The 12,887-nt window shown below is 41.9% G+C and carries 10 protein-coding genes; 8 read left to right on the forward strand and 2 right to left on the reverse strand.

The window, feature by feature from the left end:
* Positions 1–49 precede the first annotated feature (49 nt).
* Entirely contained in the window at positions 50–730 is a 681-nt protein-coding gene (locus ACIQXN_RS11775) for an HAD hydrolase-like protein (protein WP_402966508.1), read from the forward strand.
* On the opposite strand, the gene dacB is transcribed toward ACIQXN_RS11775, so the two are convergent.
* Positions 713–2,233: a D-alanyl-D-alanine carboxypeptidase/D-alanyl-D-alanine endopeptidase gene (dacB, locus tag ACIQXN_RS11780; RefSeq protein WP_402966510.1), complete on the reverse strand. Its 1,521-nt coding sequence runs from the start codon at positions 2,231–2,233 to the stop codon at positions 713–715. The two genes, ACIQXN_RS11775 and dacB, sit on opposite strands and share 18 nt — an antisense overlap.
* A gap of 408 nt (positions 2,234–2,641) precedes the next feature.
* Between dacB and ACIQXN_RS11785 the strand changes: the two genes are divergently transcribed.
* On the forward strand, positions 2,642–3,241 hold the full coding sequence (locus ACIQXN_RS11785) for a hypothetical protein (RefSeq protein WP_402966512.1): 600 nt from the start codon (positions 2,642–2,644) through the stop codon (positions 3,239–3,241).
* Positions 3,242–3,790: 549 nt separating this feature from the next.
* Entirely contained in the window at positions 3,791–5,782 is a 1,992-nt protein-coding gene (locus tag ACIQXN_RS11790) for a methyl-accepting chemotaxis protein (protein WP_402966514.1), read from the forward strand.
* A 128-nt stretch (positions 5,783–5,910) separates the two neighbouring features.
* Here the strand turns inward: ACIQXN_RS11790 and ACIQXN_RS11795 are convergent, their stop codons facing one another.
* Positions 5,911–6,417, reverse strand: coding sequence for a YflT domain-containing protein (locus ACIQXN_RS11795; protein WP_402966516.1), 507 nt, complete (start codon positions 6,415–6,417; stop codon positions 5,911–5,913).
* 162 nt (positions 6,418–6,579) lie between these two features.
* Here ACIQXN_RS11795 and ACIQXN_RS11800 point away from each other — a divergent pair, with 162 nt between their 5' ends.
* The 5 genes from ACIQXN_RS11800 (at position 6,580) to ACIQXN_RS11820 (ending at position 12,856) form a co-directional block, all read left to right on the forward strand.
* Positions 6,580–7,647 (forward strand): M20 family metallopeptidase, encoded by a 1,068-nt coding sequence (locus tag ACIQXN_RS11800; protein ID WP_402966518.1) that lies wholly within the window; start codon positions 6,580–6,582, stop codon positions 7,645–7,647.
* A gap of 418 nt (positions 7,648–8,065) precedes the next feature.
* Positions 8,066–8,617 carry a 3D domain-containing protein gene (locus tag ACIQXN_RS11805; RefSeq protein WP_402966520.1) on the forward strand — a complete coding sequence of 184 codons (552 nt, stop codon included), beginning with the start codon at positions 8,066–8,068 and terminating at the stop codon, positions 8,615–8,617.
* A 140-nt stretch (positions 8,618–8,757) separates the two neighbouring features.
* Complete coding sequence (locus tag ACIQXN_RS11810; protein WP_402966522.1) at positions 8,758–9,669, forward strand: ketopantoate reductase family protein; 912 nt, start codon at positions 8,758–8,760, stop codon at positions 9,667–9,669.
* Between the two features lie 196 nt (positions 9,670–9,865).
* A complete protein-coding gene (locus ACIQXN_RS11815; RefSeq protein ID WP_402966524.1) occupies positions 9,866–11,134 on the forward strand; it encodes a dicarboxylate/amino acid:cation symporter in 1,269 nt (422 codons plus the stop codon).
* 303 nt (positions 11,135–11,437) lie between these two features.
* Positions 11,438–12,856 (forward strand): NAD-dependent succinate-semialdehyde dehydrogenase, encoded by a 1,419-nt coding sequence (locus ACIQXN_RS11820; RefSeq protein WP_402966526.1) that lies wholly within the window; start codon positions 11,438–11,440, stop codon positions 12,854–12,856.
* The last annotated feature ends 31 nt before the right edge of the window (positions 12,857–12,887 follow it).

Genomic DNA, 12,887 nt, shown 5'->3' on the forward strand with positions numbered 1-12,887 from the left:
CTCCCTTGGAATCCTCCTTCGGGAGCAAAAAAATAAAGAGGTGCAAATCATGACTACTATTCCGTTTGCCGTCATCTTTGATATGGACGGCACCCTGTTTCAAACAAACAAGATTTTAGGTTCTTCACTTGAAAGAACGTTCGAAGTCCTACGTTCAGAGGGACATTGGCAAGGAGAAGCCCCTCTTGCTATCTACCAAAAAATCATGGGCGTTCCATTAAAGGTCGTATGGGAAACTCTATTGCCAAATCACGCCGAATCGATCAGGAATCAAGCAGACAAACTTTTTCTTGAGTGTTTGAATCAAGAGATCAAAGAAGGAAAAGGTCAGCTCTTTCCAAACGTCATCGAGACCTTTTCACTCTTCAAACAACAAGGCATTCCTATATTCGTAGCCAGTAACGGACTTGAAAAGTATTTGGAGGAAATCTGTGCATATTTTCACCTTCATGAATATTTTGCGGACATTTATAGTGTCGAGAGGTCTCTGATAGGCTCGAAAACGGATTTAGTCCACATGTTGTTGAAAGACCATAACATTGAAGAAGCCGTCCTGGTTGGCGACCGGAAATCCGATATCGAAGCGGCAAAGGAAAATGGATTAGTCACTGTCGGTTGTCAATTTGGTTTTGCCGCTGCGAATGAATTGGCTGACGCCGATTTTCTCATCACCGACTTTTTGGAATTACAGGCGTTTGTCTCTAAAAGACGATCAACGCTCACTTTCTAACAGATTTTCCTGTTCCGCTAGCCACACGGCTATCTTATCTTGGATGTCCCTGATTCCCTTATCCTCCACAAAATTGTTCAAGAGGATTGAAAAGATGATGCCTTCCCCGCTTTTGGTTGTCACATATCCGGACAACGTGCTTGTAGCGGAAATCGTCCCTGTTTTTGCGCGGACATTTCCCGCTGCCGCCGTCTGTTCCATCCGGTTTCCCAATGTACCACCAATCATCTTTTCTTTAACACCAGCAACCGGTAATGCATTTACATAGGAAGGCAACCATGTTTTATCCTGAGCTATATAGAGCAAGTGTGTCAGTTCGTTTGCTGATATCAGATTAACTTGGGAAATGCCCGAACCATCCCGCATCATGACTGACTCCATATCCATCCCCATCAGTTCGAGCTTACTTTCGGCTATTTCCAATCCATCCTCCCAACTGCCCTTCCCGTTCGCAACCTTGCCCATTTCTTTCACCAGAACTTCGGCATGGCTATTATTGCTCAACTTCATGAAGGGGACGAGCAGTTGTGGAAGTGTCATCGATTCATGGGTGGCAATCCTTTTCGCCTGTTCCGACGTTTTCCCCTGTTTTCGTTCACCTGATACCTTGATGCCCTGTTTCTTCATGGACTGTTCAAATAATCTTAAAGCATAACCGGTGGGATCAACCACCGCCATATATTCCTTCACCGCCACACTATGTTCAGGGATTGTCCCCGTGATTGTCATCACATTCTGGTCATGATCGCGCTCAACCTTGATTTTCTTTTTTCCTTCCACTGGTACGGTTATAGTTCTATTTATGACCTTGACATAATCCGTCTGTGGTTGCATCGTCACGATTGCCTTTTTTCCCGTCCTTTTCCCTGGTGATATTTCTAAAAGAACCGTTCCGGTATCGTACTCTTCATCAGGGGCAGCGTTTAAGGCTGAAACGGCAGCACCGTAGTACTCTTGCTCATCACTACGAACGATATCAGGAGAGTAACGCTCATCATCATACCAAGCATCATCCCCGATAAGGTCTCCATGGACATAGGAGATATGATGTCGCTTCAACGCCTTCGCCAACGCATCAAAGTCCTTTTCCAGCAACGTCGGATCTCCCTTTCCCTTCAAATACACATCACCCTGAAGAACATTTGCGACCTGTACTCCTTTTATGTATAGTTCCGTTTGAAAAACATGATCCTCCCCTAACACTTCGAGTGCCGCTGCCGCCGTCAGTAGCTTCATGTTCGAAGCGGGTCTCATCCTGATCTCCGCATCATGCTCATACACCAATTCCCCTGTACGTGCTGATCGAATCGAAATTCCGGCCAAGGCACCGGTTAAAGCAGGCGACCCATCTACGATACGCTGCATTTCCCTTGCCATCGATTGCTCTTCATAAGCCGCCTGCATCGTTTCCCCGTTAAAAAAGCACATCAAAAATAGAAAGAAAATAACAGATAATTTTCTTTTGAAAGACAAATTCAATTCACCTACTTTCTTTTTCCACACGAGACATACTTCTTATGCATTCACAAAATACCGTTTCAATATTCAAGAATAGTGTACATTTATAGAAAATCACCCAAAGTTTTATTACTAAATCACTAATAACCGGAGCCATATAAGTAATTTGCTGGATTTACTTATATTACATATGAAGATATATTTTTACGGTTAGTAATAGGGGGATATTCTTGATAAAAAATTCATTTTTAAAAAAAGTTTCCATTCTAACTGTTTTAACATTATTATGTAGTTCTTTTGGTTCTTTAAGTAGTTTTGCAAGTGAAAGTGAAATTCCAGGTCAACACTTGAAGATGTGTTAGCTTCTGAAACAGTAGAAGGTATTTCAACTGAAGTTGAATTGGATGCAAAGGTTCTATCTGAAGACTTTGATCTTGATGAAGAAGTGAAAACATGCCATCAGTAGATGAAATGAATAAAGAAGAGAAAGAATTATTCAATTCAATAGTACAAGAACAAGTTGCTATAGCTGGATTGGAAAGTGAAGAAGAAAAAATGTTTTTCACTAAAGCTATGGTTGATTTTTTTGATGAACGTTCAGAGACCTATAATGATTTAAATTTGGCGCAAACTGAGTTGGAAGAACAAGTTAAGAATAGTAACACTTCAACTGACAATAGTGATGATGTCGTACAAGTTTCTATAGACCTTTTAAACAAAACATTTGGAGTTGAAACTGCACATGCTGTTCAGGTAAAAGTCGGTGTGAAGTTTGCTGGAGCTGTATTTAATGGAGCTATTGGTTTTGCCGTAGGCGGTGGAGTTGGTGCTATTCAATCATTCATTCTAAAAAAAGGGAAAAAACAGGCAGAAAAATTATTCACAAAAACTGTTGTTAGTCGTTTGAAGGCATGGGGAGCACCAAAATTAGCTTTAGCAGTAGGCGCTTGCGTCACTGTTGCTTTGAATTATTTAGATGTTGGAACTCAAATTGCTAAACAACTTGATAAAAGAGATAAGAGATCTAATAACGGTTGGATAGATCTTTATTAAATTAAAAGGGTGATAGATTAATAATGAAAAAATTAAATAAATATGTTGTCCTATTTCTTTGGGTTGTAATATTTTTATATTTTTATGATATGTTCATGCCCAAAGGTATTCTTTATTTTATTATAGGGATACCAGGTGTTTTCTTTAGTGGGCTCTTTATTTTAAAAATTTTTAGTAACTCAAAAGATGCAAAAAATTAACGCTATAAACATCTATGCCGATGATTTTTACATATGGTATACCCACCGAATAACCAATCGAAAAAAAGAGTTGACTGCATCCGGTCAACTCCTTTTTTGTAAGTCCAGTTGATTAACAATGGAAGTCACTACTGTTTTAATGGATTCATAATTTCAATAGATGTCTGATACTTAAATTCCTTAGCCCTTTTTAACTTTAAATAATGACTTCTTCCACCTGGATCCTAGTTTTCTCCAACCCCTTTCACGAATTAATTTCGTGAATTATCTAACAAAATACTTAATAATCATGAATTTATGCCGAAATATCTATAGAACTCAAATGAAGTAGATAAAAAGGAGCATAACCATGAAAAGTCTAAAAGATTGGTATTTCAATTCCCTCAAAAAACAAATACTGATTCCCTTTTTAACTTTAATTATGATTAGTGGAATGACCATATCTTACTTTGCCTATAATCAAACCATCAAACTAACGACAAATGAACTGAAAAATACGACGGAAGGGCAAGTAAAGTCCATTAATGATTCATTCGAGAGTTTTTTTCAAAATACAGAAGACCATCTTAATAGAATGAGTAAGTATGGGACCATGGCCGCCCCTAATAAAGATATCAATACAATCATGACTGAGTTTGCCAATACCCAATCAACCAATGAGGAAATCAATGGTTTGTACATGGGAACCGAAAAGGATGGTAACACCATCATTTTCCCCAAAGCAAGTTTACCTGCTGACTTTGATCCAAGGGAACGGGATTGGTACCAGGCTGCCTTGAAGGAAGAAAATGAAATCGTGTGGACGGATCCTTATACGGATACTGCGACCAATACCCTTGTCATCACCGCAGCCAAGACGATTTTTAATGGGGATAAATTGGTCGGTGTTCTGGGCATCGACATATCAATCGATACGTTAATCGCGAAAATCAATCAAATGAAATTCGGAAAAGACGGGTATGCTGTTTTACTCGATGAGAAAGGGTCTTTCATTACCCACCCTGACAAATCGAAAATCATGCAGGATATTTCCAAAGAACCATTTTTCCAACGAATGAAGGATGAATCCGGATCCATGATGGAGGAGTATGAGGATAAAAGCCAAATCATCGGGTACTCATCCAATCCTACTACAGGCTGGAAAATAGCCGGTATCGTGGATAAAGATGAAGTTTTGGACCGGGCAAGCTCCATGGTCAATCGTAATCTCATGGCCATACTCATTACCTTTGCTCTGGCTACCCTTTTTGCCATTTTCGTCACTCGTTCTTTAACGAGACCCATTAAACGCCTTCAAGATTCCATCCGGAAAATGGCTGGCGGTGATTTCGCTACTACGATTTCCATTACGAGAAATGATGAACTTGGCAAGCTATCTGAAGACACCAACACATTGTCACAAAATATGAGTGCTATGTTAAAAAACGTTGATACCCTTTCGAGTAAAGTTTCCGATTCCTCCATGCTGCTCGTTGCCAGTGCAGAAGAAAACTCAGCTGCCGCAAATGAGGTGGCCATGACGATGGAACAAATCGCTTCAGGTGCCATAGACCAAATCGAAGTCGGTCAAAATAACGAAACAGCTGTAAATCTCATGGCTGATAAAATTAACACTCTGAAAAACCAGACGGAATTAATGGCCGAGGCATCCGATAGCATGTTCAATGCTTCGGAAAATGGGATGGTTACCGTCCAGGACCTAAAACAGCAATTCAATGAAACAGCCCTGATCTCCCATAAGATGAGCACAGCCGTGAAGTCACTCGACGTACGCTCCCATACTGTAAATGATATCGTGAAAACGATAACGGGAATTGCCAGACAAACCAATTTACTCGCCTTGAATGCAGCCATCGAAGCCGCCAGAGCAGGCGAGCATGGAAAAGGGTTTGCCGTCGTTGCCGATGAAGTGAAAAAGTTGGCCGAGCAAACGGAACACTCATTAAAGGAAATATCGGAAATCATCTATGCCATGCAAAGTGATACGACGAATACGGTTAACCTGATTGAACAAGTCAACCAAAAAATTGATCATCAGAGTACATCCGTCACCGACACCGAAGTCGCCTTTGGTGACATTGCATCGATTATTTCGACCACATTCAGTAACTTTGATGAAATGAAAAGTATGATGCTAGAAATGGTTTCCCAAGTACACGTAATGTCAGGCAATGCCGGACACTTAAATTCCGTGAGTCAGGAAGCTGCAGCCGGAACAGAAGAGGTATCTGCTTCCATTGAAGAAACCAATGCCTCGATGGAACAATTAAATGTCCTTGCTGGCGAATTAGACGCCCTCTCGCAGGAAATGCATAAGGAAATCCAGAAATTCACCTTTTAGTCAAAAAAACTGCACCTCCAATTGTTAGATGTTGTCTAACAATTGGGGTGCAGTTCAGATTAAACACTCTTTTTCAAGTGTCCGATCTTTAGGTACCAGTTTAAAAGGCTCCACTCTTTTTTTCTAAATTAAAGGGGTCTTCTTGGATTAGTTAGCGTTTCATCCGTTTCCGTAATGCCTGTGTAAGAGGAATTGCCTCTTTTCGCATCCGCATCCACTAATACAAGTAACTTACCGTTCTTAACATCCGTTTCATATCGAGTCGCTTCTTTTTCAGGTATACCAAGGCCGATCAATGTTCCAGCCAAACCTCCTGTACCTGCTCCTACCGCTGCACCAGCTAAGGTAGCAGCGATTGGTCCAGCTGCAAGCACTGGTCCGATACCAGGAATGGCCAATGCACCAATTCCTGCTAAGAATCCTGCTGTTCCGCCTAGTACTCCACCGGTTGCAGCACCGGTAGCAAGCCCTTCCTCGACTTTCGTACCTGTTTCTTTATTTACCGTTCTTAATTCTTCTTTATCTTTAGCGACCACAGAAATATCATCTTGAGTATATCCTTCAGCTTGTAATGCCTCAACTGCCTTAATGGCCTCTGCTCCAGTATCATATACACCAATTATACGTTTATCCATTTCTATCATCCTCCTTAAAGAATGTGTTTCTCGCTCCCTCTTTACTTACCCCCGGTATTCAACTTGCTAAACACATTTCCACTGAAAGAGATTAATGGTTCAAGCCCATTTTAACGGGTATATAAGAAAGTAGTTTGCATATTTATAGGAGGTTTTTTTTTCATGCTTATCGATTTACTTAAAGATTTAGTTTCCATTGAAAGTTCCTCTAAGGAAGGGGCCAACAAAGCAGTTGATTTTTGCGCCGATTGGCTTACCCAACAGGGATTGGGCGTGGATGTAATAGAAAATAACGGATACAAAATGCTCGTTAGCGAGATTGGTGGCGGAGATAAAACGGTGATTTGGAATGGCCATGTCGATGTGGTCAGCGGAACGCCTGATCAATTCTTCCCTGAGATACATGAAGGAAAATTATATGGTCGCGGGACAGCGGACATGAAGGCTGGGGTTGCAGCCATGATGTGTGCTTTCTCCGAATTAAAAGATAAAGACTTAGGGTTGAAAATACAGCTACAAATCGTTTCTGATGAAGAAATCGGAGGCCTGAACTGCTCTGGATATTTGGCGAAGCACGGATATCGGGGCGATTTCGTCATCTGTGCCGAACCAACACAGTTAGGCATCGGCCTTCAGGCAAAGGGCGCCCTTCGTCTGGATATCGAAGTTTCCGGTAAATCCGCACATGGAAGCCGTCCATGGGAGGGCGTCAATGCCATTGAAAAGGCCTATGATATCTACAAAAAGATTCAGGAACTTCCTTTCACCCAGGATCATACCCCCCTTTACGCTTCCCCTTCACTCAATCTGGCAAAAATAAAGGGTGGAGATGTATACAATAAAGTACCCGATGCTTGTTTACTCAGCCTCGATATCCGTTATCTACCTACCCAAACAATGGAGGAAATCGTTGAGCAGATTGAAAGTGTGGCAGGCAAGAATGTGCATGTGAACATGTATAGCAAGCCTGTTAATACCGAGGAAAAAGATCCTTTCATTACCTTGCTCCGACCAATCATCGAAAAGAATACCAAACAGGAAGCAGTCATTTTCGGTCAACACGGTTCCGCTGACACCATCTTCTTTGCCGCTTATGGCATCCCAGCCATCGAATTCGGTCCAAAAGGAGAGAATTGGCATGGCGACCGGGAATACGTCAATCTCGAATCAGTCGAAGTCTATCAAAAAATGCTCGTTGATTTCGCATCTGAATTCGCACTACAAAAATAAGAAATGTCTCGAAGCCGATAGTTCGAAGCTATCGGCTTCTTTTATATGGATGAATAGAAAATCATTCGACTATCATTAGAACGCTAAATTCTCCTCCTCTTCATATAATAGACAACCCCCTCAATGAAAAGTAATCATCGAGATACTCTTAGCCTATCAAACAAAAAGGATAGGTATTTCGCCTCACACATCACTACCCTTTTTATACAAAATATAGTATTTTATTGAAATTTCAAGCAAAAAAACTGAATATATTGTCAAATACGTTCTATAAAACCAAGAAAATTTTACTTCTTTTGACCTAGTTTATTTTCATTTGAAATGTTTTTGTAACACAATTACTATATCACCGAAACATCCTTGTCATATAGACCTGTTATTCTAAGTCTACGCTTTAAAACAAAGGAGAATATATATTTTGAAAAAAATACTACTTCCAATTATCACTGCTTTCTTCCTGGTATTTAGTTTTTCCGGAGTTTCATCAGCTGCTACTACTACATATAAAGTTAAAAGTGGTGACACACTATGGGGCATCGCGAGTAAACATAACATAACGGTCAAACAACTAAAGAGTTGGAATAACCTTAAAAACGATCACATCAAAGTAAAACAAACATTAAAACTTAAGAAGTCCACAACTAAAGCAACGCCTAAAGCAAAAAAAGCTTCTAAAAAATATAAAACGTTAACGGTAAACGCTTCGGCCTACACAGCAAACTGCAAAGGATGCAGTGGGATTACAGCAATAGGTCTTAATTTAAAGAAAAACCCGAAGGTTAAAGCCATCTCCGTCGATCCTAAAGTCATTCCACTAGGAACAAAAGTTCATGTAGAAGGATACGGCGAAGCAATCGCAGCCGATACAGGTGGTGCGATTAAAGGGAAAAAAATTGACGTCTTCTATTCTTCCAAAACGAAAGCTCTTAATTGGGGCAGAAAAACAGTAAAAGTTAAAGTCTATCAATAACGTTGTAAACAGCTTGTAACATTGTGGCTGTTTTTTTTTGCCTTTTTTTCCTTCTCTAGTTCATACCTCACAATCCATATTTACCGAAAATTCCGTTAATGGTATGATTGGTTCATCTAATCAGAAGTGAGGTGCGCAAATTGAATATAGTCATTATCGGGGCCGGTGCACTAGGCTCCTATTATGGAGGTAGATTGCAGCAAGCCGGACAGCCTGTTAAATTCCTTGTTCGTAAAAACCGGGCCCAACAAATGAGGGATCAAGGGTTGCGCATAACAAGTCCACATGGAAACTATGATTTTAACGATCTTCATTTCACGGAGGACGTAAATGACATACAACAGGTCGACCTAGTCCTTCTGACAGTAAAAGGCTTCCACCTTCAAGGGACGATACCAGATTTGAAGAATCTAGTCGATAAAGGAGCCAAAGTCCTTCCACTTTTGAATGGTTTAGAGCATATCTCCATTCTTCAAAAGGAACTGGGAGAAGAGAACGTCATCGGGGGAAGTGCCTTCATTATCGCTACATTAGACAAAAAGGGTCATGTCATCCATTCCAATCGGAACCATGACTTGGTGTATGGCCCGCTTCATCCCTCTCAACAAGAAATCTGTGATGAATTTGAACAGGCAGTCAGTTCAGCCATCATGGGAGCAAGCAGAACGGAACATATATTAATTCGGCTATGGATTAAATATATGTTCATTACGGCTTTCTCCGGTGTAACAACAGCATCCGACCTTCCGATAGGGACCATCCGAAAATATCCAGAAACCCATGGGTTACTGGAAAAGGCACTCGTTGAAATGCAGATGCTCGCTAACGCTAACGGCATTGGATTGACAGAAAAGAACATCGCCAAATCATTGGAAGACATAGCGGCTTTACCTGATGAAGCTACCTCCTCCATGCATCAAGACCGCCGTAAAAACCATTCGCTCGAAGTGGAGCATTTACAGGGGGGCGCCCTAAGGCTCGCCAAAAAAGCCAATATCCAACTTCCTGTCATTGAAACCCTATACGGCCTTATCAAGCCTTTTGAACATTGAATTCCTAAAGCACCGGTTTCGACTGGTGCTTTTTTTTGTCGTTCTGCGAGCTACTCTTCGTCATCCTCCCTCTCACTCGACCAAGACCAAAAAGACCAAAAAGAACAATATCACCAAAAGAATTTTCTGACTCTTCCATCTGTTACACTATAGTTAATTAAAGAAAGCGCTATCATATAACAAAGGAGAATATAGCATGAAACTATTAAAGAATTTAACTGTCCAAGTCATCATAGGTATCATCCTAGGTATCACAGTCGGTTTCTTATTCCCTGCTTTCGGTGAACAGCTGAAGATCTTAGCTGATTTATTCATTAAAATGATAAAAATGGTCATCGCTCCGATCATATTCTTAACGGTCGTTATCGGAATCGGTGGTATGGGTGACATGAAAAAGGTTGGCCGGATCGGTGGAAAGGCCCTTCTTTACTTCGAAATCGTTTCCACCGTGGCCCTCGCAATCGGTCTTATCGTGGTCAACCTGTTAGGGCCCGGAAAAGGCTTTAACATTGAATCGGTTGAAGGCGGAGATGTATCGCAATATACAACCGCTGCCGAGGAAACAGAACACGGCGCTATTGCCTTTATCTCCAACATCATTCCGGACAATGCCGTTGCTGCAATGGCTGGCGGAGAGTTGCTTCCTATCCTGTTCTTTGCCGTTTTATTCGGTATATCAATGGCCATGATTGGACCAAAAGTCCAACCTGTCGTCTCCTTCCTCCAACATATTGCTGATATTTTCTTCGGCATCGTTGGTATCATCATGAAATTTTCACCACTTGCCGCGTTTGGGGCAATGGCCTATACCATCGGGAAGTTCGGTCTGGGTTCTCTAAGTTCTTTAGGGCAATTAATGGCTAGCGTATATATCACTATGGCGCTATTCATCATCATCGTCCTTGGCGGCATAGCAAAATTCTACGGCTTCAACATTTTCAAATTCATTGCGTATTTGAAAGAAGAACTTCTATTAGTATTAGGTACATCTTCTTCCGAATCCGCTTTGCCAAGTGTGATGAAGAAACTTGAGAATTACGGATGTTCAAAGCCCGTCGTCGGATTGGTTGTCCCAACCGGTTATTCCTTTAACCTGGATGGCACATCGATTTACCTGTCGATGGCTGCCATTTTCATCGCCCAAGCCTATGGCGTGGACTTAAGCATCTGGCAGGAAATAACCCTTCTAGGGATCTTGATGTTAACATCTAAAGGGGCTGCGGGCGTAACAGGATCCGGTTTCATCACCCTTGCCGCAACTTTAGCTGCTTTCCCGATGATTCCCGTTGAAGGTATGGCGCTTCTATTAGGGGTTGACCGATTCATGTCGGAAGCTCGTGCCATCACGAACCTTATCGGAAACAGTGTTGCTACTGTTGTCATTTCTAAAACGGAAGGTGAATTTGATCCAAATCACCAAAATTACAACAATGTGGGTGAAGTAGCCGCCTCCAGAGATCAATAAAACTAAACATTCCAAAGAGGATAGAGGCAAGCAGAGAACTCTGCACACTCTATCCTCTTTTTATATGGATTCCCCCTCCACTCTTACACATGGACCCACCTTTCCATTAACCTATTAAAAATTCCCTCAACATGTTTTGTTTCCCTTTTTAACGGGACTTATGAGCGCTTTTTAAAAACTGACCAATCAAATTCATTTAAGATTCCCCGAAAAGTGTTTATACTTTTATATAGCAGATGATATTAGCTTATAGACATTCACTCTAAATAAAGAACAAGTTTTTACAAAACGGGAGGTTTTATCATGAAAGAGTACGGATTATACATTAACGGGGAATGGTCCGATCACGGACTTGAAAAGATCGAAGTGAGAAACCCGGCAACGGATGAAATTGTAGCCACTGTTCCAAAAGGAGGAGCCACGGAAGCAGCCAAAGCTGCTGATGCTGCTTATGCGGCCTTTACAGGTTGGTCTGCCCTCTCTGTTTACGAACGTGCGGATTTGATCTGGAAATGGCATAAATTGATCGACGACAATAAAGAAGAACTAGCTAAAATCATGACACAGGAACAAGGGAAACCCTTGAAAGAAGCCCTTGGGGAAATGAACTATGCGAATGGATTTTTATCCTGGTTTGCCGAAGAAGGAAAACGGGTGTATGGGGAAACGATTCCTGCCTCCACTACGAATAAGCGACTTTTTGTAACCAAACAACCAGTCGGTGTCGTAGCCGTCATTACCCCATGGAATTTCCCGGCAGCGATGATTACGCGAAAAGTGGCACCCGCACTTGCCGTCGGTTGCACCGTTGTCATTAAACCGGCGAACCTGACGCCGATTACAGCTTTGAAAATGGCCGAATTGGCTGAACAAGCAGGCATTCCAAAAGGTGTCATTAATGTCGTGACAGGTAAATCATCGGAAATCGGCGAAACTTGGCTTCAAGATACCCGGATTCGCAAATTGACCTTCACCGGTTCAACGGAAGTCGGTAAAACCTTAATGAAGGGATCGGCCGATACCGTGAAGAAGGTATCGCTTGAACTTGGCGGACACGCACCAGCCATCGTTCTAGAGGATGCCAACCTCGATAAAGCCGTTGAAGGCATCATCAGTTCCAAGTTCCGGAATGCCGGACAAACATGCGTGTGTTCGAACCGCATTTATGTTCATGAATCCATCCAAGACGCCTTCATCGAAAAGCTTGTTGCCAAGGTGAAAGAACTGAAAGTAGGCAACGGCCTAGAAGAAGGCGTTGATATCGGACCGCTTATTGACCAGAATGCAGTCGAGAAAGTGCAAAAACAAATTGACGAAGCTATCAGCAGCGGAGCCAAACTAGAAACTGGCGGAAAATCAATCGGTGGGCTGTTCCTTGAACCGACCATCCTTTCCAACATTGACGATAGCATGCTTTGTATGAATGAAGAAACATTCGGGCCATTAGCTCCCATCGCCTCGTTCAAGACAGATGAAGAAGCGGTTCAACGGGCGAACGACTCCATTTTCGGTCTGGCAGCATATGTCTTCACCGAGAACATCTCAAGGGGCATCAAAGTTACCGAAGCCTTGGAATTCGGCATCGTCGGACTGAATGACGGCCTTCCTTCCGTTCCACAAGCACCGTTTGGCGGCTTCAAGCAAAGCGGGCTTGGCCGCGAAGGTGGACATCATGGTATCGAAGAATTCTTAGAGGTTAAATATATTTCATTAGGTTTATAATCCCTTTGAACGAAAAATGGGACCGACTCTT

It is taken from the genome of Peribacillus sp. NPDC097295 (assembly GCF_044761665.1).
Classification (GTDB): Bacteria; Bacillota; Bacilli; order Bacillales; family DSM-1321; genus Peribacillus.